This is a genomic window from Pseudomonas benzenivorans, assembly GCF_024397895.1.
Taxonomy (GTDB): Bacteria; Pseudomonadota; Gammaproteobacteria; order Pseudomonadales; family Pseudomonadaceae; genus Aquipseudomonas; species Aquipseudomonas benzenivorans_A.
In genome coordinates this window covers 381423-404348 of sequence record NZ_CP073346.1, presented here as the reverse complement: position 1 = coordinate 404348, position 22926 = coordinate 381423, and the positions used below count along the sequence as shown (strand labels likewise).

Below are 22926 nucleotides of genomic sequence, written 5' to 3'. Positions count from 1 at the left end.
TATAGAGGAGGCAACATGAAAACATATCAACTTTTCATCGACGGGCAGTGGACCGATGGGGCCGACGGCGTCAAAGAGCCAGTTATTAATCCGGCAACCGAAGAGGTTATTGGCCACTTCTGTCATGCGACGTCCTCGGATATTGACCGGGCCGTTGCTTCAGCCGATCAGGGCCTCAAGGATTGGCAAGCGGTGCCGCAATGGGAGAAAGGCGCGATTCTAAAGCGTGCCGCGGAGCTATTGCGCCAGCGTAAACAGGACATCGCGCAGGTTTTGACTCTGGAGCAGGGTAAGCCCTTGGCCGAGTCGGTAGGCGAGGTCGAGCGCGCCGCTGACTTTATCGAGTGGGGCGGCGAGGAAGCGCGGCGCATGGCTGGCCGTTTGATGAGTGGGCGCGACAGCGGGAACACTATCGAGATTCGCATGGTACCGGTTGGCGTGGTCGCCGCCTTTTCCCCATGGAACTTCCCAGTTGTGCTTACCGCCAAGAAACTTGCCGGGCTGCTGGGCGCAGGTTGTTCCTGTGTCGTCAAGCCGGCAGAGGAAACTCCCGGCTCGGCGATTGAACTTGTCAAAGCACTGCTTGACGCCGGCGTTCCAGCCAGGACGCTAAACGTGGTACTCGGTAACCCCGCGCAGATATCAAGCCAGCTGATCGCAGCCCCGTCCGTGCGCAAGATCACCTTTACCGGATCCTCGCCGGTGGGCAAATTGCTGGCGGCAAAGGCCGGCGAAGTCATGAAACCTGTCACGATGGAATTGGGTGGCCATTCCCCGGTTATCATCTTCGATGATGTCGACATCGAGCCTCTCGCGAAGATGTTGGTCGCCAAGAAGTTCTTCAACGCCGGTCAAGTGTGCGTTTCCCCCACACGCTTCTTTGTCCATGAAAGCAAGTATGAGCAGTTTGTCGCGCTGTTCTGCGAGCATGCCAAGCATTTGATCGTTGGCAATGGTAGCGCCAGCACCACGCAAATGGGGCCGCTTGCCAATGAGCGTCGCCTGCAGGCTATGGAACAGCTAATTGCAGACGCCGTATCGAAGGGAGCCAGGATCGAAATCGGCGGTCGGCGCATCGGTGAGCAGGGGTTCTATTTCGAGCCCACGGTGCTTACCAACGTCAGCCTGGATGCGGACCTTATGAGCAACGAAATCTTTGGCCCAGTAGTCCCGATCCTGCCGTTCAATGACGAAGACGAAGTGCTGCGGATTGCCAATGACGTCGATTATGGCCTGGCAGCCTACCTGTTCACCCGTGACTCGAAGCGTCAACAACGCTTCAGCGAGCAACTGACCGCTGGAACCATTGGTGTCAACGATGTCCCGGCGCACATTGCCGAAGTACCACTGGGTGGGTGGGGTGACAGCGGTTATGGTGTCGAGGGTGGCATCGAAGCGTTGGACGCTTACATGAAGAGCAAGTTTGTCAGTCTGCGTTAACTTCCAATAGATATGGTGGTGGCTAGCCGCGCCACCATATACATCTGAAGGCGGGATGCTCTTCGGTTTCAGATTCCCAAGCGACGGCTGCTCGTTCCTTCAAAGCCCGAGAAGTGTCTGCCAATTCGCCACTGCGCGAGGAGGCAGACCTGCAGTGGGCCTGGGTGCTGATCTGATTTCCGAATGGTTCTTTCAGACCACCGATAGCACTCAGGGGCGCCTGGCGATTCCGCCGGTCCATGGCCACGTGGTGGCTACTGGACTGGGCAAGTCCTGACTAGGTTTTTCCGACCAGAACCAACTCGATAGCCTGGATCACGTCTTCGCACTTCTGCAGGTCTAGGGCATCGGGATGGGGCGCGGCGAACCGTCCTATGTCATTGTCGAAGTACCGGCCAGAAGCTGTTGCGAACTCCTCTGCTAGCGCTGCCTGAACAAGAATCTGGGCGCCGACCTGGAGATTCTTGCCAGGTAGGCCGAAGCCTTCCTTCACCATCTTGGTTGCCAGCAATGACCCGGGGTTCACCGCGACCAGCAGCGGCCCCCTGTCTTTTTGCGCATGCGCCATGCCGTGGGACCACATGGTCAGGGCCAGTTTGCTCTGGGCATAGGCCTCCAGCTGGTCTGGGATCTGCCTTCGGCCGACCAGCGCATCCAGGTTTACCGGCGACTGTGCAGCGGAAGAGAGGTTGATCACCCGGGCTTCAGGTCCAAGCAATGGCAGCAGTTGCCGGGTCAGCAGATAGGGGGCGAAGGTGTTGACCGCAAAGCGCAGGTCCAACCCGTCAGCTGTGCAGGTATCAGGCGAGCGAAAGATGCCCGCGTTGTTGATCACGACGTCCAGTCGCTGATGAGCCTCGGTGATCGCTTGGCCGAGCGACATGACTTCGCTCAAGTGCGCCAGGTCGGCCAGGTAACCTTCGATGCGCCCAGCACCCGGCAAGGTCGAGAGTGCTTTCTTGGTGGCTTGCAATTTATCTGGACTGCGTCCGTGCAGCAGAAGCCGATGCCCCTGAGAGTACAGAAGCTTGGCCGTTTCGAAGCCTATGCCGTCGGTAGCGCCCGTGATCAGAATGGTCTTTTGCATCGGTTGTCACCTCAGGTCGTAAAGTCCGGCAATAGCTCGTCAGCGATCCGTTGCAGGGTTGTTTCAATGTCGGCTTGGTTGAACCGCAGGTTCAATGCCACGTGGTTGATGCCAATTTCTTCCAAGGACTTCAGGTAGGCACGGAGATGGTTCATGCCTGAGCGAAAACCGAGGTGGATAGCCTGGGGCGACGCATCGGCTGCCTCCAACAGATCCACGTAGAGCGATTGCACGGCCGGTTTGGCGGGATGGCCGGCAGCCTCTACGCGTTTGCGCCAGTCACTGATGACCTGCGCCTGTGTCGCAACCGGGCGCGGGTAGGTTATCCAGCCATCGCCGTTGCCGGCGAGCCAATCCGGGCTCTGCTGGCTGGCGCCGGTAATCAGCAGCGGCAGTTTTCCCGAGAGGGGTTTGGGCAACATATCCATACCCCCCGGCAAGCTGCCGTAGCTGTTCGCAAAGGCGGGAGACGTCTGCTCCATGCGCCGGATGTAGGCGAAACTGTCGCGAAAGCGCTCGCCACGGTCATCGTAGGTCAGGTTGAGTGCCGGGTACTCATCCGGCCGATCGCCCGAGGCGACTCCGAGGATGAGCCGTCCACCCGACAGCACATCGATACTCGCCGCCGCTTTGGCGACATGGGCCGGATGGCGTAGCGGCAGCACGATACTCGCCGTGCCCAGCGCGATTCGGCTGGTCTGTCCTGCCAGTAGTCCAAGGTAGACAAAGGGGTCGTAGAGCTGGCCCGCGTCACCGAAAGACGGCACGTTGAAGGGGACGTCGCGTAGCCAGACGGCGGCGAAGCCCAGTTGCTCGGCCAGGCGGACCCGCTCAAGGTGGTCAACCATCGACGGCACAGGCCCGCTGGTATAGCGCTCGAGGGGAACCACCAGTCCGAGGCTTAGCCTGTGCGGACGAAAAGTGGCGTCATAGCCCCGATTGACGGACCTGAATCTCTCAGGGAGGGCGTGTTCAAACGTCATTGACACATCTCTTGCTCTAAGTTGAGTGGGCTCTGCTCACCCGGGATGAACGAGGCCCACCGGCTACTAGCCCGATGTTCGTCGGACTCAGATTTCTACGACCACCTTGCCCATGGCTTGTCCGCTGCCCAGGCGAGCATGGGCTTTGCCGATGTCTTCGAGGCCGAACTGGGCATCATCCAGCAGTGGCTTGAGGGCACCCGCATCCGCGATCTCGGCCAGTTTGGTGAGAATGGCGCCGTGTTCATCGCGCTTGTGGTTGTGCAGCATCGGGATCAGCATGAACACGACATGTACGGATAGACCCTTGAAGTGCGCGGGCGTCAGGTCCAGTTCCAGCATGGAGACAGTGGTGACAACCTGCCCATTCAACGCGGCTGCGTCGAAGGAGTTGCTCATGTTGGCGCCGCCAACGCTATCGAAGACGATCTCGAAACCGTCGCCGCCGGTGTGCTTCGCCACATACTCGGTGACCGTTTCGGCCTTGTAGTTGATCGCCGTGGCGCCATAGCCGTTGATCACGCTCGCCTGCCGATCACCCGAGCAGGTGGCGTAGACGTCAGCACCCAAGTGCCTGGCCAATTGCACGGCAACATGGCCAACACCGCCCGCACCACCATGCACCAGTACGCGCTGTCCGGCGTGGGTGCCGGCGCGTTGCAGACCTTCGTAGGCGGTAATACCCACCAGTGGCAGGGCTGCTGCCTCACGCATCGAAAGCGATTTCGGTTTGTGAGCTATCAGCTTGGCGTCAGCCAGCATGTACTCAGCCAGCGTACCTTGCAGGTCGGCCAGGCCCCCGGCGCAACCGTAGACCTCGTCACCCGGCGCAAAACCGCTGACGCCTTCGCCGACTGCCTCAATGGTGCCGGCGAAATCCATGCCCAGTACGGCGGGCAGGGCGGGGGAGAGCGGCAAGTCCTTACCCAGCTGGCGGATCATGGTATCGACCGTATTGACACTGGTCGCCGCCACGCGGACCACCACGTGCCCGGCCTTCACCGAGGGCTTCGGCAGTTCGGTCACCTGGAACTCGGCAGTTTCGCCATATTCATTGAGGGTCATGGCTTTCATTGAGCGTCTCCTGATTTTTCGGGAAAGTGCGCAGCACCGGTCGCATACCGTCGGTCGCGAGTGCTGTGTTTGAACACCTCGGCGGGGGCCAAAGCGGGTTGTGTCTAGGTCAGGCGGGCTCGTCCAGGCCCGCGATAAGGACGTGATGGCTGTTCGAGCCGGCGGTACGGGCACCCAAGGTGCGGGGCGTAGCGCCGATACCACCGAAAGGGTTTAGCCAGGGCGGCGAGGTCGATAGAGCTAGGATATTTGATAGGCTTTTCATTGATAATTGACCATCAAGCACAATCACTTTTTTGTTTTTATTGATAAACATATGAATATCGAGCATCTCAAGCTCTTCGTCAGATTGGCCGTCACCCATAACATCAGTCAGGCAGGGCAGGAGCTGGGCCTGTCGCCGGCGGTGGCCAGTGCGCATATCAGCAAGCTGGAGGAGGGGCTGGGAGTGCGCCTGGTGCACCGCACCACACGCAAGGTGTCGCTCACCCAGGAGGGCGAGGCGTTTCTGCCGCACGCCGAGGAGGTGCTGGCCAGCGTGGAGGTGGCGCGCACCTCGGTGGGCGCGGGGAGTACGGCCCCCCGAGGGACATTGCGGGTGACGGCGCCCGCCTCATTCGGGCGCATGCACCTGCTCCCCGCGCTGAAGACGTTCCTCGCCCGCTATCCGCATTTGTCCCTGGATCTGCGCCTGTCCGACTCGATAGTCGACCTGGTCGAGGGCGGCTTCGATATCGCGATCCGCAATGCCGAGCTCAAAGACTCGAGCCTGGTTGCCCGCAAGCTGGCACCGGACAGGCGCATCATCTGCGCCTCGCCGGACTACCTGAAGCAGTGCGGTGAACCGGCCGCGCCGCAGGATCTGCTGAATCATCAGTGCATCAATCTGCTGGGGCTGGAAACCTGGGTGTTCGACAGTCCGGCCGGTCATGTCAGCGTTAGACCCACCGGCCAATTGCGCACCGACAACGGCGAGGCCATGCGCGACGCCTGTGTCGACGGTCTGGGCATCGCCATCAGCTCCACCTGGAGTGTCTACCAGCACCTGGCGCGTGGAGAGCTGATCCAGGTGCTGAAGGACAGTCCTCTGGTGGCGGAGACCGCGATCTGGGCGATCTACTCCAGCTCGCGCCTGATGGCTCCCAAGGTGCGGGCCTTCATCGATTTTTACGCCGAGTATTTTGGCGGGGAGCCTTACTGGGATCAGGCGCTGTCGGCGCAGGGCGCGCATTCCTAGGGACTAAGGTTGATTGACGTCCTCAGGGCGTGAAGCTGCCAGTCGCGACAGGCTAAAAACCGCCCATAGCGGACACTCGGCTTCAGCCGGAGCCGATCTGTTTGAGCACTGCCGCAACGATCGCTTCCGGGCGATCCTCTTGCATGAGATGCCCAGCGTTTTCAACCAGGAAACACGGCTGATCCGAGATCAGCTCAGCAAGCACTTTGCCCTTCTCGGCTGGGATCCAGGCATCTTCCCGCCCCCACAGGACGCTGACAGGACAGTCCATTGCGCCATAGAGGCCCTGAACCTCATCGGTAAACCTTTCATCCATCTGCGCAATCTGTCGATAGAAGGCTGCCTGGCCGACTGCTCCCACCCATGGACTCGTGTACAGGTGCATCGCTTCATCGGAAAGTGGATTACACGCAGCAGTTTGCAGATACGCCCTTAGCAAAGCCTGGTGCATGTAGTCTGGCATGCCGGCAAATGCGGCCTCATGCTGACGAACATGGCGCACGAATGGCGAGCCCCATGGGGCTAACGCCACAGCGTCGAAGATCGTGAGAGAGGCATAGCGGAGCCCGTTCAGGTAGTAGCCACGCAGGGCTGTGGCTCCGCCAAAATCGTGCGCCAGAACGTCAGGTCGGCTGATGCCCCACTCCTCGAAGAGGGCGGCGAGCACCTTGTTCTGGATTGCCAGGGAGACATCCTGGCCCGCCCGCATTTCGGACTGCCCATACCCCACCAGATCGAAGTAATAAACCGTCCTCCGATCGACCAGATGGGGAATGATTCTGCGCCAGACCTGGGATGAGAACGGTGTGCCATGGATAGCGACCAAGGGCGCACCACTGCCACTGCGTCCCCACCTAACTGCATTTCCTTCAATCACCGACGTATATGGCAACTCCAACATAGCCTTGTCTCACATGGTCATTTAGCTGAATAACCAGTGTAGTGGCCTGCTTCGCCAGGCGAACTCTGGGATTAACCCAGGAGCGCGCGCCTGAACTTGGACGCGACACTTTGAGTCTTGCTGCCGTCGGCACCGACGCCTGCAATCAGGACGAAGTTCAGCATAAGCGATTGGGACGGCCTGACTTCCTTGGAGCGCGCGAGACTGCCAGCCACGGACACCGGCAAAAAGGCCTGACAAAACCCTTCTTCGACGCCATCTCGCAGGGAGGCGACGGTCGCGGCCTCGAGTACCAGCTTGTGGTCACGGGGAACAGTCTTCAGGTCTTCGAGCGCGCGATCACGCAAGATGCAGTTGGTCGTCAGCACCCCCACCTTGGCTTTACCGTCCTGAGTTCTTGCGCCACCAAACCAGGCGATTTCTTCCGACCAGAGATGAATGCCCTCATCAGTTCCGGGCTCTTGCGCCACGATGGCCATATCCAGTACCCCGGACTGGATGCGTGCTCGCAATGAGCGACTGGGCTCGAGAATGATGGTAGGGGTGACCTTGGGGAACTCACGGCCAAAGATGGGCAGCAGTTGCTGCAACAGCGTCGGCGCATAGTCGGTGGGTGTGCCGAAACTCAATTTGCCGAACAGCTCGCCCTGGCGTAGATCGCTGAGCAGTTCGTAGTTCAGGCTCAGCAGCTTTTCGCCCTTTTCCTTGAGGATGTCTCCGGCGGCGGTCAGGGCAATTCCCTGATTGCTGCGTTCCAGAAGCCGCTGACCCAGCAGCTCTTCGAGCCGCTTGATCTGCATGCTGACAGCGGCGGGGGTTCTATTGAGCCTTTCGGCCGCGGGTTTGAAGCCACCTTCCTGCAGGACTGTCTGGAATGTTCGAATGAGTTCGAGGTCTAGCGCCGGCAACATGATTAAATTTCACTTACCTATAAGGTAAAATTAATTAGTTTTTATTAACCATACCATCCTTCCATACTCGCTCAACAGCCTTCCTTTGGAGTGAGTCATGCTGGATCTGTCCGCCACCCTCGACCAGAAACGCGTCCGTGCCTATCGGCTCAAGCGCACGCGCGAACTGTTGGCCCACTTCAAGATGGACGCGGCGGTGCTCTTCGATCCGCTGAACCTGCGTTACGCGACCGGTTGCCGCAACATGCAGGTCTGGACCTCGCACCACCTGGCGCGCTACGTCTTCGTCCCGGCGGCCGGGCCGGTGGTGCTGTTCGATTACGGCGGTGCACTGCACCTGTCCGATGACCTGGAAACCATCGACGAGGCCCGTCCGGCGAAGTCCTGGGACTACTTCGGCTCCGGCAGCCGCGCCGAAGAGCACGCCGGCAAGTGGGCCGAAGAGATCATCGACCTGCTGCAAACCACCTGCGGGCCCGGCGCCACCCTGGGCATCGACCGGGCCGATCTGCTGCCGCTGCTGGCCCTGCAGAAGCGCGGTATCAGGATGATGGACGCCAAGGCTCCGCTGGAGATCGCCCGTTCGATCAAGTCGGCCGATGAGGTGGCGATCATCAGGAACTCGATGCAGGTCTGCACCGAGGCCATCGCCTTCATGCGTCAGCACGCCGTGCCCGGGGTGACCGAGAACTACCTGATGTCGCTCATGAACCAGTACAACCTGGAGCATGGCGGCGAAGCGCAGGAGACGCGCTTGCTGAGCTCGGGGCATCACACCAACCCCTGGTTCACCGAGACCTCGAGCAAGGTGATCGAGGCGGGCGAGATGCTGGTCGTCGACAGCGACCTGATCGGCCCGGACGGCGTCTTCGTCGACCAGACCCGCGCCTTCGTGATCGGCGACAGGCGGCCAACGGCAGAGCAACGGCGCCTGTATGCCCACGCCCATGAGCAGTTGCAGCACAACATGGCGCTGCTGCGCCCGGGCATGAGCTTCGCTGAATTCGGCGAACTGTCCTGGAAGATGCCCGACATCTATGTCCCCAACCGCTATGCCGAGATGGTCCACGGCATCGGCTTCGGCGTGGAGTTTCCGGTGATCTACTACCCCGAGGACCACGAAACCTGGCAGTACGCCGGCACCTTCCAGGAGGGCATGTGCGTCTGCGTCGAGAGCTACATCGGCGAGGTCGGTGGCGATGAAGGGGTGAAGCTCGAACAGCCTGTGCTGATCACCAGGGATGGGCCCGTGCCGCTGAGCGACTGCCCGTTCGAGGAGGACTACCTGTGAAGAGCCGCTACGACTACATCATCGTTGGCGCGGGCACCGCCGGCTGCGTACTGGCCCATCGCCTGAGCGAGAGCGGCCAGTATTCGGTGCTGCTGCTGGAGCATGGCGACGATGACCGCAGCTGGATCATCCAGATGCCGGCCGGCTTGCGTTCGGCATTCAAGCCGACGAGCAAGTACAACTATTGGTTCAAGACCACGCCGCAGCGCCAGCTGAACAATCGTGCGATCGACCAGCCACGCGGCAAGGTGCTGGGCGGGTCGTCCTCGATCAACGGCATGACCTTCTTGCGCGGCAATCCGCGCGACTATGACGACTGGGCCGATATCGAAGGCTGCACCGGTTGGTCCTTTGCCGATTGCCTGCCGTATTTCAAGAAGCTCGAGCGGCGCGACGGTCCGGCGGACGACTACCGCAGCCATTCGGGCCCGGTGGGCGTGAAGACCCAGCAGGACCTCAACCCGCTGAACGCCGCGTTTCTCGAGGCAGGCCAACAGGCTGGCCACGGGCTGACTGACGATGTGAACGGCTATGTGCAGGAGGGCGTGAGCCGCTTCGAGATGTCGGTGGAAAAAGGCGTGCGCAGCAGCTCCGCGCGTTCCTACCTGCATGCCCAGGAGAAGCGCGCCAATCTGGACGTGGTCACCGGCGTCAAGGTATTGCGGGTCATCGTCCAGAACGGCCGCGCAACGGGCGTGGAACTGGCCAAGGGCCGGCGCATCCACAGGGTGCAAGCCTCGCGCGAGGTGGTGATGTCCGCCGGGGTGTTCGGCACGCCGCAGATTCTGATGCTCTCGGGGATCGGTCCCGAAAAGCATCTGCGCGAGCACGGCATCGAGGTCGTCCACCCTGCGCCCATGCTGGGCGAGAACCTGCAGGACCATCTGGAGGCGCATATCCAGGTGGAGACGGACCAGCCGGTGTCCCTGAACAGATACCTCAAGCCGCACCTGATGCTCTGGGCCGGGCTGCAGTGGTTCGGCTGGAAGGGCGGCGTGGCCTCGATCAACCAATGTAACGTTGGGGCGTTCCTGCGCACCGATGCGGATGTCACGCACCCGAATATCCAGTTCCATTTCTTCCCGGTGTTCTTCGGCGACAACTGGATCCCCAATCCATCGAAGAACGGCTACCGCCTGGGGGCAGGCCCGATGCGGCCGGAAAGCCGGGGCAGGGTCCGGCTGGCCTCGGCGAACCCAATGGATGCGCCGCTGATCGACCCCAACTACCTCGCCACCGAGCGGGATTGGTACGAAATGCGCCAAGGCCTGAAGATGGGCCGCGAGCTGCTGTCACAGCCTGCCTTCAAGGACTTCCACCGACGGGAGGATCTGCCCGGCGTGAATGTGCGAACGGATGCGCAGCTGGATGAATTCATCCGCAAAGATGCCTCCTCGGCCTTCCACCCCTGCGGCACGGCACGCATGGGGGCGAACGGCGATGAGCGCGCCGTGGTGGACCTGAACCTCAAGCTGCGCGGCATCGAAGGGTTGCGCATCGTCGATGCCTCGGTGATCCCCGCCGTGCCCAGCGCCAATATCAATGCCTGCGTGTACATGATCGCCGAGAAGGCCGCCGACCTGATCCTCGGCAAAACGCCTCTGACTCCAGAGTTCGTTTTGTATCACCGTGCCATCTGAAGGAGAGCGTTATGACCCGTCTGAGCGAACGTATCGTCGATTCCCGGTTCTTCAAGCGCCGCAAGGCCACCGAAGACACCAAGCGCAAGATCGCCAACTGGGCCATATGGGGCTGTGCCGATCCCGAATTCCAATACGCTTACGAGCGCAGGGTTTCGCTCTATGTGCATCAGGGAAGAGCCGAATTGACCTTTTCGGACGGCGAGGTGGTGGACCTGCAGCCAGGCGATTTCCTGACTATCGAACAGGGCGCCAGTGCAATCTGGAAGATCACGGAGCCCATCCGCAACAGTTACTGCTATCACGATGCCTTTGAGTATGCTTCCCGGCGCGCCAGCCAGATGCGCTGGCAGGGCGAGTAACGCGACCGAAGTCCGCAGTTCGCGTTGGGGTCACAGGTGAGACTGATGGCGGCAACCTTGCCCGGAAGACAAGCCAACCCTGAGTTGCCGCCACAACGGTGATACAAGCTCCATAAGCTCGAGCTTGTCGTCATACGCCGAAACTATCGCTGAGCGGGGAAAGGCCGGCTTTTCCCACACAGAAGTTAGGGTGCCTGACTGCTCAAGCCAGGCGGCACTCGGGCATAAACACTCTCGGCATTTTCGAGGCGAAAGAGATTTCGTTATCTACCTTAGTCATATCCGCCTCGGGTCGACTCCGGCCTTTCACGAGCGGTAGCCGCCGCCCCATAACAGATATGCGCATCCACCGATCTAGCCGACGACAACTATTCTTTAGCCGCCCCCAGGGTTTGAAAAGCAGAAAAGCCCTGTCGTATGTGCTTGGCCAGTTCCCTTGTTATCAGCGAGCTGCCTGACTCTGGCATCCGTAAGTTGACATGACAGGCGGGTAGGGAGGGCAAGCCCACATCTGGATGGATGGGTGTGAGGTTTTCAGGAAGCAAAGAGGATAGATAGGGAGCGACAGCCATATCTGCTTCGACAGTGGCCAAGATAGACTCCAGATTGCCCACGCTGCAGACCGCCAGCCAATCGCGTTCTGCCTTGTTCAACGCTTCGAGGGTAGGACCTCTAAACGCGCAAAACTCGGACCCCAGGGAAACCGGTAAGGGCGTTCTGTAGCAGGCCTCACCATTCTGTGCGCCGATCCAAATAAGACAGTCACTGAGCAGAAGCGCATCCCCTTTAGCGGGTTGGCTTTCTGTCGTAAGCGTGAGATCAACCTCACCGTTCTTCAGCGCCACCAACAGGGTTTCGGTCATGTCACTGACCAGGGTGAGCTGGATATTGGGATGTTCTCGACTGAAGCGTCGCATGATCGGCGGCATGATCGGCCGCACGATGTCCAAAGGAACCCCCAGTTTGATCTCGCCGGTGAACGCCGGCTGAGTCATTAGCTGCCAGGTTTCGTCATTGAGCGAGATCAGCCGATGAGCCCTGGCCATCAGGCGCTCGCCCTCCGGGGTCAGGCGAATTTTCTTGTTCTGACGCTCAAACAGCGGAGCTCCGAACAACGCCTCTAGCCGCATGATCTGCTGGCTGACTGCTCCTTGGGTGAGGTTGAGTGCATGGGCAGCCGAGGTCATGCCGCCGGATTCAGCGACGGCCAGAAAGGTGCGGATAAAGCTGATATTGATATCGCGAGCCATGGCTATCCATTAGGAGGCGTAATTTATTTTATTAAATTTAATAGGTTTGATAATGGATTCGGCCTACGTATAACGTCAACCGTTGATTCCATCACGACCAGGCCGCCCTCCATGCTGATGCGCACACCCTCGCTTTATCTCATCACGGTATTTATCTGGGGCTCGACCTTTTTCGCGATCAAGTCCCAGTTGGGCGTGGTGCCGCCAGAGGTGTCGATCGCATACCGCTTCGCTCTGGCTGCGCTCATATTGTTGGCCTGGTGCTGGCTAATGAAGCTGCCGATGCGCTTTCATTTTCGCCAGCATCTCTGGATGTTGGCACAAGGGCTGACGCTGTTTGGCTTGAACTATCTGGTGGTCTATTGGGCAACCGCTGATGTGCCCAGCGGCCTGATCGCGGTCGTTTTTTCAACCATCGTCTTGATGAATATCGCCAATGGGGCGTTGTTCTTCGGCAAGCGCCCCGCGGCATCATTACTGGTCGGGGCCCTGGTTGGGCTGGCGGGCATATGCCTGGTATTCCTGCCGGAACTGACGAAGCTGGAGGTCGATGCAGCAGCCTTGCAGGGGATATTTTTGAGTTTGCTGGGTACCTTCATCGCGTCGCTGGGCAATATGGTTTCGACGCGCAATCAACTGGCGAAGCTTCCCGTGGTGCAGACCAACGCCTATGGCATGTTGTATGGCGCCGCCGCGCTCGGCTTGATCGCTCTCGCCCAGGGATCTGCCTTCACCTATGAGATGAGCTGGACTTACACAGGGTCTTTGGTCTATCTGGCGTTGTTCGGTTCGGTGCTGGCCTTTGGTAGCTTCCTGACCCTGCTCGGGCGCATCGGTGCAGAGCGAGCGGCCTACGCAATGGTGCTCTTCCCAATCGTTGCACTGGGTATTTCTACCCTGTTCGAAAACTACCAATGGACACTCGAATCGCTCATTGGAATTACATTGGTCTTCACTGGCAATGCGCTGATCTTGGTCTCCCGTGAACAGTTGCGGCGGCTTTGCCAATGGCTTCGCCCTCTTAGACCAACCGCGCCGTAGACACCGCAAGCACGTCATCTGGGCTGTAAAACTGGGGGAGTTTGAGTGGTGACAACAACCAATGATGAGCTCTACGGCGGCGCCATTGATTGGAACCTGATCTACCGCACCTACTATCCCCTTGACGACATCGCCAGTGCGGTCATGCGGCGCTTGCCTAGTGGGGATCATGCACCCATCTTGTTCTCGGGTTTTGCCGAAGTGGCTGAACTGCTCTCAAGCCACCGATCAGTACAACTGGTCGAGTATTCGAGGTACATGATTGATCGGGCGCGCTTGGAGTGCCCAGCGATTGGCAGCGTAGTTCACGGCGATATCCTGGAGCACCTTGTCAGTAGCGAGGCGAAGGTTGTCTGCATCGTCTGCCGAATCAGCGCTAACTGGCATAGCCCCGCGTGCCTCGACAGGTTGCTAGACGGGCTCATCCGGCACCCAAGGGAGCGGGTGCTTATCGACTTCTTTGACAGCGCAGCCATTGAGAAACGGGCACGGGTTGAAACGGGGGCGGGTGCTCAAGCGGCCTCTTGGAGTATCAAGCAGCACCATTGCTTGGACTCAACACTCGGTATGCACCTCACCCGATGGCGCGGCCGGTACCAAATCAACCAGAGCGCGCTGAATTATTCGGCTGACATCGCATCCTTCGGCAAACGGAAAATAGCGGCCTACATGAAACAGCGGCTCGCGGATTATGACGTCGGCGTGGAGGACTCCTTGGTACCGTCTGATCCAAGTTTTTTGGTCGTGATAAGCGCCGCCCATAGTCGCTGTCTTTAAATTGAATTGCGCCTGGTTTCGTAGACAGCTTCGAGCGACCGTTCTTGGCCGCTTTCTGCCCGTTGTGACCGGCAGTTCGCGATCCAATGCAGTCCTGCCTGCGTGCTCATCTCTGCCGTTACGAGTTATTCGGCTATCAGCGTGACAATCCGGTCGATGCTGGCAATCTGCCCGCTCCATCATCGGCGCCACGGAGAAGCGGCGAGACGGGGACGGCGCGTGGCTTCCGGTGTGCCTCCGGCCGATTCGGGGCGCGGCTCTCGTGGGGGGGGGCGATGTACCGCCATGAATACCATGCCCTCCCTGCACAGGCTTCTGGATGACATGCAGCAGTGCCTGGCCTCACAGGCGAGGATTTTCCGGTACCGGCCGCCATTTCCCCGATCGTCCGAGTGCGGGAAATGGCGACCGCAGACCTATCTCTCGCATCGGCGATGCCTAACCCTTGAAGCGCCCCTCCAGACGATGTCGCGAGCCGGGGTGGAGCAGGCGCGCCGAAGACACCGCGCGCTGGCCTGACCAGGTGCGCCGGCGGATCAGCAGGCAGGGCTCGGCGCTGTCGACCTGCAGCAGGCGACATTCCTCCGGGTCGGCGAGTATCGCCTCGACCACGTGTTCGCCCTCGGTCAGCGGCGCCACCTTGGAGAGGTAGGCGTAGGGCGTGAGCCGGGTGAAATCCTGCTTGAGGTAGTCGGGCGCCAGCAGGGCGTTGACGTAACGATCTTCGAGTTGCACCGGCAGATCGTTTTCGAAGTGCACGATGATCGAGTGAAAGACCTCCTGGCCCTCGCGCAGCTCAAGTGCCTGGGCGGTTTCGTGGCTGGCGGGCTCCCGCTCCAGCTGGATCAGCTGGCTATGATATCGGTTGCCGCGGGCGGCGATCTCGTCGGCGATGTTGTTCACGGCAAACAGCGCCGAGTGGCCCTTTGGTTCGGCCACGAAGGTGCCTACGCCCTGCATGCGGGTCAGCAGGCCGTCGTTGGTCAGCTCGCGCAGTGCGCGGTTGATGGTCATGCGGCTGAATCCAAGCTCCTCGACCAGCTCGCTCTCCGAGGGCACCCGATGGTGCGGCGGCCAGGTGCCATTCTTGATCTGCTGGATGATCAACTGCTTGACCTGAGCATACAGCGGCGCCGGGGCATCGCTGAGCTGGGAGGCCAGGGAGGCGGGCTTGGATTCGGTATTCGCCATGTGATGCTCCTTGCTGTTCGGGGCAATCGTTTACAGTAGTCTCTAAGGTCTGTATATGTATATACAAATAAAGGCCAGTACTTAGGACGATCATTATGCCTGCATTTTTCGCCCCACGTGCATTGCTCGCCGAAGGCTGGGCGCAAAACGTGCGCCTTGATGTCGATGCCTTTGGCTGCCTGGAGAAGGTCACCATCGACGGTGCAAAAGAGGGAGCCGAGCGGCTCGCCGGCCCCGTCTTGCCGGGCATGCCGAATCTGCACTCCCATGCCTTCCAGCGGGCGATGGCGGGATTGGCGGAGGTGGCGGCGAATCCCAATGACAGCTTCTGGACCTGGCGTGACCTGATGTACCGGCTGGTCGAGCGGCTGGATCCCGAGCAGTTCGAGATCATCGCGCGCCAGCTGTATATCGAGATGCTCAAGAGTGGCTACACCAGCGTCGCCGAATTCCACTACGTGCACCATGACAGCCAGGGCCAGGGCTACGCCGACCCCGCGGAGCTGGCCCTGCGCATCGGAAATGCGGCCCAGGATGCCGGCATCGGCCTGACGCTGCTGCCGGTGCTCTATTCTCATGCAGGCTTTGGCGGGCAATCCCCCAATCAGGGGCAGCGGCGCTTCGTCCACGGCACCGACAGCTACCTGCGGTTGATCGAGCGACTGCGTAGCACTCTGGCTGAGCAGCCGCTGCAGCAGCTGGGGCTGTGTTTTCACTCGCTGCGCGCGGTCACCCCGGAACAGATCGCCGAGGTCCTGGCGGCCGATCAAAGCGACTGCCCGATTCACATCCATATCGCCGAGCAGCAGAAGGAGGTCAGCGACTGCCTGGCCTGGAGTGGGCGGCGCCCGCTGCAGTGGTTGTTCGAGCATGTGCCGGTGGATCGCCGCTGGTGCCTGGTGCATGCCACCCATGCCGATGCCGAGGAAGTCGGCAGCATGGCCCGCAGCGGCTCCGTCGCAGGCCTGTGCCTGACGACGGAAGCCAACCTGGGGGATGGCATCTTTCCGGCGGTGGACTACATCGCCCAGGGGGGGCGACTCGGCATCGGCTCGGACAGTCACGTCTCGGTGAGCGTCGCCGAGGAGTTGCGCTGGCTGGAGTATGGCCAGCGCCTGCGTGACCAGAAGCGCAACCGCATCTACCGCCGCGATCAGCCGATGATCGGTCGCAGCCTGTTCGATGCCGCCGTGGCCGGTGGCGCCCAGGCGCTCGGCCAGTCGATTGGCGCGCTGGCGGTCGGCAAGCGCGCGGACCTGGTGGTGCTCGATGGCAATGACCCGTACATCGCCACGGCTGTGGGCGACGGCATTCTCAATCGCTGGTTGTTCGCCGGTGGCGATCGGCAGGTCCGCGACGTGATGGTCGCCGGGCGCTGGGTGATTCGCGAGGGGCGGCATGCCGCCCAGGATCAGACCCAAGAGGCCTTCGCTCAGGTGCTGCGTCAGATGGCCTGAAGCGGCCGAGTCTTAGCCTGGCGAGCAGGCGATCCGTTCTTGCGGCCGCTGGCCGCCTCCGGGCGGACTTTTCAAGTTGTCATTCTGGCGAGCAAGACGTGCTCTTCGGGCGGGGCCTCAGTGGGGGCATAAACGGCTTGATCTTGCTTGTATATACATGATTAGATATTGACATGGCCTGCCTCGATGCGCAGGCGCTGTCAGGCAGGCAGCACTACTTTCTGGAGGATTTCCTGTGAGCAATTCGAGCCGATTCCGCGATGTCGAAATCCGCGCCCCGCGCGGCACCCAGCTGAACGCCAAGAGCTGGCTGACCGAAGCGCCGCTGCGCATGCTGATGAACAACCTCGACCCGGAAGTGGCGGAGAACCCCAAGGAACTGGTGGTCTACGGCGGCATCGGCCGCGCCGCGCGCAACTGGGAATGCTTCGATGCCATCGTCGAGTCGCTGAAGCAGCTCAACGACGACGAGACCCTGCTGGTGCAGTCGGGCAAGCCGGTCGGTGTGTTCAAGACCCACAGCAACGCGCCGCGGGTGCTGATCGCCAATTCCAACCTGGTGCCGCACTGGGCCACCTGGGAACACTTCAACGAGCTGGATGCCAAGGGCCTGGCGATGTACGGCCAGATGACCGCCGGCAGCTGGATCTACATCGGCAGCCAGGGCATCGTCCAGGGTACCTACGAGACCTTCGTCGAGGCCGGCCGCCAGCACTACGGCGGCGACCTCAAGGGCAAGTGGGTGTTGACCGCCGGCCTCGGCGGCATGGGCGGCGCCCAGCCCCTGGCCGCCACCCTGGCCGGCGCCTGCTCGCTCACCATCGAATGCCAGCAGAGCCGCATCGACTTCCGCCTGAAGACCCGCTACGTCGACGAGCAGGCCCAGGACCTGGACGACGCCCTGGCGCGCATCGACAAGTACTGCGCCGAAGGCCAGGCCATCTCCATTGCCCTGCACGGCAACGCCGCCGAGCTCCTCCCTGAGCTGGTCAAGCGCGGTGTGCGCCCGGACATGGTCACCGACCAGACCAGCGCCCACGACCCGCTCAACGGCTACCTGCCCATCGGCTGGAGCTGGGAGCAGTACCGCGAGCGCGCCCAGCGCGAGCCGGCGGCGGTGGTCAAGGCCGCCAAGCAGTCCATGGCCGTGCACGTGCAGGCCATGCTCGACTTGCAGAAGCAGGGCGTGCCGACCTTCGACTACGGCAACAACATCCGCCAGATGGCGCTGGAGGAGGGCGTCGAGCACGCTTTCGACTTCCCCGGCTTCGTCCCGGCCTATATCCGTCCGCTGTTCTGCCGCGGCGTCGGCCCGTTCCGCTGGGCCGCGCTGTCCGGCGACCCCGAGGACATCTACAAGACCGACGCCAAGGTCAAGGAACTGATCGCCGACGACGCCCACCTGCACCACTGGCTGGACATGGCCCGCGAGCGCATCGCCTTCCAGGGCCTGCCGGCGCGAATCTGCTGGGTCGGCCTGGGCCAGCGCGCCAAGCTCGGCCTGGCGTTCAACGAGATGGTCCGCAGCGGCGAACTCTCCGCGCCGGTGGTGATCGGTCGCGACCACCTGGACTCCGGCTCGGTGGCCAGCCCCAACCGCGAGACCGAAGCCATGCAGGACGGCTCCGATGCCGTGTCCGACTGGCCGTTGCTCAACGCCCTGCTCAATACCGCCAGCGGCGCCACCTGGGTCTCGCTGCACCACGGCGGCGGCGTCGGCATGGGCTTCTCCCAGCATTCGGGTGTGGTGATCGTCTGCGACGGCACTGACGAGGCCGCCGAGCGCATTGCCCGCGTGCTGCACAACGATCCGGCCACGGGGGTGATGCGTCACGCCGATGCCGGCTACCCGATCGCCATCGACTGCGCCCATGAACAGGGCCTTAATCTGCCAATGATTACTTCGGTCAAAGGAGCCTGAACATGAGCGCCCTGAATATTCTGCCCGGCCAGCTGAGCCTGGCCCAGCTGCGTCAGGTCCACCAGGGGCCGGTAACCGTCAGCCTGGACGCAAGCGCCAGTGAGGCCATCGAGGCCAGCGTCGCCTGTGTCGATCGGGTGCTGGCGGAAAAGCGCACCGTCTATGGCATCAACACCGGCTTCGGCCTGCTGGCGTCGACCCGCATCGCCAGCGAGGACCTGGAAAACCTGCAGCGCTCGCTGGTACTGAGCCATGCCGCCGGCGTCGGCCAGCCCATCGATGACGCCTTGGTGCGGCTGATCATGCTGCTCAAGGTCAACAGCCTGGCCCGCGGCTTCTCCGGCATTCGCCGGGTGGTGATCGACGCCCTGATCGCCCTGATCAACGCCGAGGTCTACCCGCATATCCCGCTCAAGGGCTCGGTCGGCGCCTCCGGCGACCTGGCGCCCCTGGCGCACATGTCCCTGGTGCTGCTCGGCGAAGGCAAGGCGCGCTACAAGGGCGAGTGGCTGCCGGCCACCGAGGCGCTGGCGGTTGCCGGCCTGGAGCCCCTGACCCTGGCGGCCAAGGAAGGGCTGGCGCTGCTCAACGGCACCCAGGCGTCCACCGCCTTCGCCCTGCGCGGGCTGTTCGAGGCCGAGGACCTGTTCGCCGCGGCGCTGGTCTGCGGCGGCCTCAGCGTCGAGGCCATGCTCGGCTCGCGTTCGCCATTCGACCCGCGCATCCACGCCGCCCGGGGCCAGCGCGGGCAGATCGACGCGGCCGCGGCCTACCGCGACCTGCTCACGCCGAGCACCGAGATCTCCCAGTCCCATGAGAAGTGCGACAAGGTTCAGGATCCCTATTCGCTGCGCTGCCAGCCCCAGGTCATGGGCGCCTGTTTGACTCAGATCCGCCACGCCGCCGAGGTGCTGGCCACCGAGGCCAATGCGGTATCGGACAACCCGCTGGTGTTCGCCGCCGAAGGCGATGTGATCTCCGGGGGCAACTTCCACGCCGAGCCGGTGGCCATGGCCGCCGACAACCTGGCCCTGGCCATCGCCGAGATCGGCTCGCTGTCGGAGCGGCGCATCTCGCTGATGATGGACAAGCACATGTCGCAGCTGCCGCCGTTCCTGGTGGCCAACGGCGGGGTCAACTCCGGCTTCATGATCGCCCAGGTCACCGCGGCCGCGCTGGCCAGCGAGAACAAGGCGCTGGCCCATCCGCACAGCGTCGACAGCCTGCCGACCTCGGCCAACCAGGAGGACCACGTGTCCATGGCCCCGGCCGCCGGCAAGCGCCTGTGGGAGATGGCCGACAACGTGCGTGGCATCCTCGCCGTGGAATGGCTGGGAGCCTGCCAGGGCCTGGACTTCCGTGAGGGGCGCAAGAGCTCCGCCAAGCTGGAGCAGGCGCGCCACATCCTGCGTGAGCGGGTGCCGCACTACGAGCAGGATCGCTTCTTCGCCCCGGACATCGAGGCCGCCAGCGAGCTGATCGCGTCGCGCTGCCTGAGCGACCTGCTGTCGGCGCAGCTGCTGCCGTCCCAGGGCTGATCGCGCCCCGGCGCCCGCAAGCCGCGGATCAACGAGGCTTGCGGGCGCCTGCGCGTTTCCGGCCACCGATTGGCCGTCATGCACCGCGAGGAGAACCGAACCCTATGCAACGTCTCTGGCTCAACTGTCACGCCGCCACCATGGCCGGCGGGCAGTATTCGATCATCGAAGATGCCGCACTGGTCACCGCGGGGCAGCGCATCGCCTGGATCGGCCCGCGCGCCGAGCTGCCGGCCGGCGACTATGCCGAGACCCTCGACCTTGGCGGCAAGTGGCTGACGCCCGGGCTGATCGACTGCCACACCCACCTGGTGTTCGGCGGTGACCGCAGCGCCGAGTTCGAGCAGCGGCTGCAGGGCGTCAGCTACGCCGAGATCGCTGCTGCCGGCGGAGGCATCGCCAGCACCGTGCGCGCCACCCGCGCCGCCACCGAGGAGCAGCTGCTGGCCGCCGCCACGCAGCGCCTGCGCTGTCTGCTGCGCGAGGGCGTGACCACGGTGGAGGTCAAGTCCGGCTACGGCCTCGACCTGACCAGCGAGGGCAAGATGCTGCGGGTGATCCGTCGCCTCGGTGAGTGTCTGCCGGTTACGGTCAAGGCCACCTGCCTGGCGGCCCATGCGCTGCCGCCGGAATTCGCCGGGCGCGCCGACGACTACATCGATCTGGTCTGCCACGAGATGCTGCCGGCCCTGGCGGCCGAAGGCCTGGTCGATGCCGTCGATGCCTTCTGCGAGCACCTGGCCTTCTCGCCGGCCCAGGTCGAGCGGGTGTTCCAGCGCGCCCGCGAGCTGGGCCTGCCGGTCAAGCTGCACGCCGAGCAGCTGTCGTCGTTGCACGGCTCCAGCCTGGCGGCGCGCTATGGCGCCTTGTCGGCCGATCACCTGGAGTTCATGGATGAGAGCGACGTCCAGGCCATGGCGGCCGCCGGCAGCGTCGCGGTGCTGTTGCCCGGCGCCTTCTATTTCCTGCGGGAAACCCAGTTGCCGCCCATGCAGGCGCTGCGCGAACACGGCGTGGCGCTGGCAATCGCCAGCGACCTCAACCCCGGCACCTCGCCGGCGCTGTCGCTGCGGCTGATGATGAACATGGCCTGCACCCTGTTCCGCCTGACTCCCGAGGAGGCGCTGGCCGGGGTCACCCTGCACGCGGCCAAGGCCCTGGGCCTGGCCGACAGCCACGGCAGCCTGGAAGTGGGCAAGGTCGCCGACTTCGTCGCCTGGGATATCCAGCGGCCCGCCGAGCTGGCCTACTGGCTGGGCGGCGAACTGAACAAACGGGTGATCCGCCATGCCGAGGAGCAGACCGATGTCCAATAACCACGAGGCGTTCGAGTTCCACCGCGGCCGTGTGCCCTTGCTGATCAGCATGCCCCACGCCGGTCTGCGCCTGACGCCGGCGGTCGAGGCGGGGCTGGTCGAGCAGGCTCGCGGCCTGCCGGACACCGACTGGCACATCCCGCGGCTCTATGACTTCGCCCGGGAACTGGGTGCCAGCACCCTGGCGGCCAGCTACTCGCGCTATGTGGTCGACCTCAATCGCCCGGCCGACGACAAGCCCCTGTACACCAGCGCGACCACCGGGCTTTTTCCCGCGACCCTGTTCGATGGCGCGCCCCTGTTCCGCGAGGGGCTCGAGCCGTCGCAGGCCGAGCGGGCGCGTTACCTGGAGCAAATCTGGGCGCCGTACCACGCGACCCTGGAGGCCGAGCTGCAACGCCTGCGCGACGAGTTCGGCTACGCCCTGCTGTTCGATGCCCACTCGATCGCCTCCCGGGTGCCGCGCCTGTTCGAGGGCCGCCTGCCGGACTTCAACCTCGGCAGCAACGAGGGCGCCAGTTGCTCTGCACAGCTGGCGAGCCAACTGCAGCAGGTCTGCGCCGGGGCGGACGGCTATAGTCAGGTGCTCAACGGCCGCTTCAAGGGCGGGCACATCACCCGCCACTACGGCAGGCCGGACGACAACATTCACGCCATCCAGCTGGAGTTGGCGCAGTGCACCTACATGGATGAGGCCCCGCCCTTCGACTACCGGCCCGAGTTGGCCGAGTCGGTGCGTGGGGTCCTGCGTCAGTTGCTGGAGACCCTGTTGCACTGGGGCAAGGCGCACTACGGGCGCTAAGCCGAAAGGTTATCGCCGTCCCCCAGCGCCGCGGCCTTGCCGCGGCGTCTTTCTGCCTGGACGGAGCCCCTATAGCGGCGGGTCGGCGGTCAGCGCGGACTGAGCTCGATCAGGCAGCAGGGCGCCGAAGCACCGCCCTGAATCTGAAGCTCGGCAAGCGCCGCCACGCGCTCGATCCGCAGGCAATCGTAGCGGCCCAGGGTGGCGCAGGGGGCGCCATCGAGCTGCACCTCGACAGGGTCGCCGGCGGCGAACAGCAGCAGGGTGCTGGCGCTGGTGAACACCCGCTGCGTTTCATCGGCGCGCAGCCACTGAAGGCGCGCGGCGAAGCGCTCGGGCGAATAGATCAGGTTGAAGTCGCGGATGCCCCCCCGCAGCAGCTGGCAGTGCACGGAGCTGTCGCCGGAAAAGGCAAAGGGTTCGAACGCCAGCAGCGGTGCGGAGTGCTCGCCATCGACCTCAAGGCGCATGCCTTCGCCCTCCAGTACGGTGATGACCCGCTGGTAACCGGAGAACGAAGAAAAACCGTTGGCTTGATCGATGTCCGCAATCGACAGGCGCCAGCCAAACCCCTCCAGCCCCTCTCCAGCGTCACGCGCCACCTCGAGCGTGCTTCCCAAACCGTTCTTCCAGGGCGTTGCTACATAGGTGGCGGCGCGGTAGATCTGCGTGCGATTCATGATCCGAGGGGGCTCTGAGTGATGGCC

21 protein-coding genes are annotated in these 22926 nt (G+C 62.7%); 12 read left to right on the top strand and 9 right to left on the bottom strand.

Annotated elements, in window-relative coordinates:
* Positions 1-15: 15 nt before the first annotated feature.
* The gene (locus tag KDW96_RS01745; RefSeq protein WP_255838681.1) at positions 16-1440 is read left to right on the top strand and encodes an NAD-dependent succinate-semialdehyde dehydrogenase; all 1425 of its coding nucleotides are present in this window, start codon (positions 16-18) and stop codon (positions 1438-1440) included.
* A 277-nt stretch (positions 1441-1717) separates the two neighbouring features.
* Here the strand turns inward: KDW96_RS01745 and KDW96_RS01740 are convergent, their stop codons facing one another.
* The 4 genes from KDW96_RS01740 to KDW96_RS01725 form a co-directional block, all read right to left on the bottom strand.
* Complete coding sequence (locus KDW96_RS01740; protein ID WP_255838680.1) at positions 1718-2527, bottom strand: SDR family NAD(P)-dependent oxidoreductase; 810 nt, start codon at positions 2525-2527, stop codon at positions 1718-1720.
* 11 nt (positions 2528-2538) lie between these two features.
* Complete coding sequence (locus tag KDW96_RS01735) at positions 2539-3510, bottom strand: LLM class oxidoreductase (protein WP_255838679.1); 972 nt, start codon at positions 3508-3510, stop codon at positions 2539-2541.
* Between the two features lie 87 nt (positions 3511-3597).
* Positions 3598-4584, bottom strand: a complete 987-nt coding sequence (locus KDW96_RS01730) for a zinc-dependent alcohol dehydrogenase family protein (RefSeq protein WP_255838678.1) — start codon at positions 4582-4584, stop codon at positions 3598-3600.
* Positions 4585-4693: 109 nt separating this feature from the next.
* Positions 4694-4915, bottom strand: a complete 222-nt coding sequence (locus KDW96_RS01725; RefSeq protein WP_255838677.1) for a hypothetical protein — start codon at positions 4913-4915, stop codon at positions 4694-4696.
* Between KDW96_RS01725 and KDW96_RS01720 the strand changes: the two genes are divergently transcribed.
* Positions 4901-5821, top strand: a complete 921-nt coding sequence (locus KDW96_RS01720; protein WP_255838676.1) for a LysR family transcriptional regulator — start codon at positions 4901-4903, stop codon at positions 5819-5821. The two genes, KDW96_RS01725 and KDW96_RS01720, sit on opposite strands and share 15 nt — an antisense overlap.
* Positions 5822-5903: 82 nt before the next feature.
* Here KDW96_RS01720 and KDW96_RS01715 read toward each other — a convergent pair whose 3' ends face one another.
* Both KDW96_RS01715 and KDW96_RS01710 read right to left on the bottom strand, forming a co-directional pair.
* The gene (locus tag KDW96_RS01715) at positions 5904-6722 is read right to left on the bottom strand and encodes an alpha/beta fold hydrolase (RefSeq protein ID WP_255838675.1); all 819 of its coding nucleotides are present in this window, start codon (positions 6720-6722) and stop codon (positions 5904-5906) included.
* 71 nt (positions 6723-6793) lie between these two features.
* Positions 6794-7633, bottom strand: a complete 840-nt coding sequence (locus KDW96_RS01710; protein ID WP_255838674.1) for a LysR family transcriptional regulator — start codon at positions 7631-7633, stop codon at positions 6794-6796.
* A 97-nt stretch (positions 7634-7730) separates the two neighbouring features.
* Between KDW96_RS01710 and KDW96_RS01705 the strand changes: the two genes are divergently transcribed.
* From KDW96_RS01705 to KDW96_RS01695, 3 genes are read left to right on the top strand one after another with little or no spacing between them, the layout of a single operon-like run.
* Positions 7731-8924 (top strand): M24 family metallopeptidase, encoded by a 1194-nt coding sequence (locus KDW96_RS01705; protein WP_255838673.1) that lies wholly within the window; start codon positions 7731-7733, stop codon positions 8922-8924.
* Positions 8921-10564, top strand: a complete 1644-nt coding sequence (locus KDW96_RS01700; protein ID WP_255838672.1) for a choline dehydrogenase — start codon at positions 8921-8923, stop codon at positions 10562-10564. Before KDW96_RS01705 ends, KDW96_RS01700 begins: the two co-directional genes overlap by 4 nt.
* A gap of 11 nt (positions 10565-10575) precedes the next feature.
* Positions 10576-10926, top strand: a complete 351-nt coding sequence (locus KDW96_RS01695; RefSeq protein ID WP_255838671.1) for a cupin domain-containing protein — start codon at positions 10576-10578, stop codon at positions 10924-10926.
* Between the two features lie 368 nt (positions 10927-11294).
* Here the strand turns inward: KDW96_RS01695 and KDW96_RS01690 are convergent, their stop codons facing one another.
* Complete coding sequence (locus KDW96_RS01690; RefSeq protein WP_255838670.1) at positions 11295-12176, bottom strand: LysR family transcriptional regulator; 882 nt, start codon at positions 12174-12176, stop codon at positions 11295-11297.
* Positions 12177-12287: 111 nt separating this feature from the next.
* Between KDW96_RS01690 and KDW96_RS01685 the strand changes: the two genes are divergently transcribed.
* Both KDW96_RS01685 and KDW96_RS01680 read left to right on the top strand, forming a co-directional pair.
* The gene (locus tag KDW96_RS01685; RefSeq protein WP_255838669.1) at positions 12288-13217 is read left to right on the top strand and encodes a DMT family transporter; all 930 of its coding nucleotides are present in this window, start codon (positions 12288-12290) and stop codon (positions 13215-13217) included.
* Positions 13218-13265: 48 nt separating this feature from the next.
* Positions 13266-13994, top strand: a complete 729-nt coding sequence (locus KDW96_RS01680) for a hypothetical protein (protein WP_255838668.1) — start codon at positions 13266-13268, stop codon at positions 13992-13994.
* A 438-nt stretch (positions 13995-14432) separates the two neighbouring features.
* On the opposite strand, the gene hutC is transcribed toward KDW96_RS01680, so the two are convergent.
* A complete protein-coding gene (gene hutC, locus KDW96_RS01675; protein WP_255838667.1) occupies positions 14433-15185 on the bottom strand; it encodes a histidine utilization transcriptional repressor HutC in 753 nt (250 codons plus the stop codon).
* A gap of 95 nt (positions 15186-15280) precedes the next feature.
* Here hutC and KDW96_RS01670 point away from each other — a divergent pair, with 95 nt between their 5' ends.
* From KDW96_RS01670 to hutG, 5 genes are all read left to right on the top strand, one after another.
* Positions 15281-16642 carry a formimidoylglutamate deiminase gene (locus KDW96_RS01670; protein WP_255838666.1) on the top strand — a complete coding sequence of 454 codons (1362 nt, stop codon included), beginning with the start codon at positions 15281-15283 and terminating at the stop codon, positions 16640-16642.
* Positions 16643-16877: 235 nt separating this feature from the next.
* Positions 16878-18563 carry a urocanate hydratase gene (gene hutU, locus KDW96_RS01665; protein WP_255838665.1) on the top strand — a complete coding sequence of 562 codons (1686 nt, stop codon included), beginning with the start codon at positions 16878-16880 and terminating at the stop codon, positions 18561-18563.
* A gap of 2 nt (positions 18564-18565) precedes the next feature.
* A complete protein-coding gene (hutH, locus tag KDW96_RS01660) occupies positions 18566-20101 on the top strand; it encodes a histidine ammonia-lyase (protein WP_255838664.1) in 1536 nt (511 codons plus the stop codon).
* A 104-nt stretch (positions 20102-20205) separates the two neighbouring features.
* Positions 20206-21417 carry an imidazolonepropionase gene (gene hutI, locus KDW96_RS01655; protein WP_255838663.1) on the top strand — a complete coding sequence of 404 codons (1212 nt, stop codon included), beginning with the start codon at positions 20206-20208 and terminating at the stop codon, positions 21415-21417.
* Positions 21407-22219, top strand: coding sequence for an N-formylglutamate deformylase (gene hutG, locus KDW96_RS01650; protein ID WP_255838662.1), 813 nt, complete (start codon positions 21407-21409; stop codon positions 22217-22219). The genes hutI and hutG overlap by 11 nt, the downstream gene beginning before the upstream one ends.
* An 89-nt stretch (positions 22220-22308) precedes the next feature.
* On the opposite strand, the gene KDW96_RS01645 is transcribed toward hutG, so the two are convergent.
* Positions 22309-22899 carry a HutD/Ves family protein gene (locus KDW96_RS01645; protein WP_255838661.1) on the bottom strand — a complete coding sequence of 197 codons (591 nt, stop codon included), beginning with the start codon at positions 22897-22899 and terminating at the stop codon, positions 22309-22311.
* Positions 22900-22926 lie beyond the last annotated feature (27 nt).

What these genes read in the sequence shown, in the direction of transcription:
- KDW96_RS01690 (WP_255838670.1), bottom strand. Translation starts at nt 12,176, where the DNA reads ATGGCTCGCGATATCAATATCAGCTTTATCCGCACCTTTCTGGCCGTC.
- KDW96_RS01720 (WP_255838676.1), top strand. Translation starts at nt 4,901, where the DNA reads ATGAATATCGAGCATCTCAAGCTCTTCGTCAGATTGGCCGTCACCCAT.
- KDW96_RS01745 (WP_255838681.1), top strand. Translation starts at nt 16, where the DNA reads ATGAAAACATATCAACTTTTCATCGACGGGCAGTGGACCGATGGGGCC.
- KDW96_RS01645 (WP_255838661.1), bottom strand. Translation starts at nt 22,899, where the DNA reads ATGAATCGCACGCAGATCTACCGCGCCGCCACCTATGTAGCAACGCCC.
- KDW96_RS01670 (WP_255838666.1), top strand. Translation starts at nt 15,281, where the DNA reads ATGCCTGCATTTTTCGCCCCACGTGCATTGCTCGCCGAAGGCTGGGCG.
- KDW96_RS01735 (WP_255838679.1), bottom strand. Translation starts at nt 3,510, where the DNA reads ATGACGTTTGAACACGCCCTCCCTGAGAGATTCAGGTCCGTCAATCGG.
- KDW96_RS01730 (WP_255838678.1), bottom strand. Translation starts at nt 4,584, where the DNA reads ATGAAAGCCATGACCCTCAATGAATATGGCGAAACTGCCGAGTTCCAG.
- KDW96_RS01715 (WP_255838675.1), bottom strand. Translation starts at nt 6,722, where the DNA reads ATGTTGGAGTTGCCATATACGTCGGTGATTGAAGGAAATGCAGTTAGG.
- hutG (WP_255838662.1), top strand. Translation starts at nt 21,407, where the DNA reads ATGTCCAATAACCACGAGGCGTTCGAGTTCCACCGCGGCCGTGTGCCC.
- hutC (WP_255838667.1), bottom strand. Translation starts at nt 15,185, where the DNA reads ATGGCGAATACCGAATCCAAGCCCGCCTCCCTGGCCTCCCAGCTCAGC.
- KDW96_RS01685 (WP_255838669.1), top strand. Translation starts at nt 12,288, where the DNA reads ATGCTGATGCGCACACCCTCGCTTTATCTCATCACGGTATTTATCTGG.
- KDW96_RS01695 (WP_255838671.1), top strand. Translation starts at nt 10,576, where the DNA reads ATGACCCGTCTGAGCGAACGTATCGTCGATTCCCGGTTCTTCAAGCGC.
- KDW96_RS01740 (WP_255838680.1), bottom strand. Translation starts at nt 2,527, where the DNA reads ATGCAAAAGACCATTCTGATCACGGGCGCTACCGACGGCATAGGCTTC.
- KDW96_RS01710 (WP_255838674.1), bottom strand. Translation starts at nt 7,633, where the DNA reads ATGTTGCCGGCGCTAGACCTCGAACTCATTCGAACATTCCAGACAGTC.
- KDW96_RS01725 (WP_255838677.1), bottom strand. Translation starts at nt 4,915, where the DNA reads ATGCTCGATATTCATATGTTTATCAATAAAAACAAAAAAGTGATTGTG.
- hutI (WP_255838663.1), top strand. Translation starts at nt 20,206, where the DNA reads ATGCAACGTCTCTGGCTCAACTGTCACGCCGCCACCATGGCCGGCGGG.
- hutH (WP_255838664.1), top strand. Translation starts at nt 18,566, where the DNA reads ATGAGCGCCCTGAATATTCTGCCCGGCCAGCTGAGCCTGGCCCAGCTG.
- KDW96_RS01705 (WP_255838673.1), top strand. Translation starts at nt 7,731, where the DNA reads ATGCTGGATCTGTCCGCCACCCTCGACCAGAAACGCGTCCGTGCCTAT.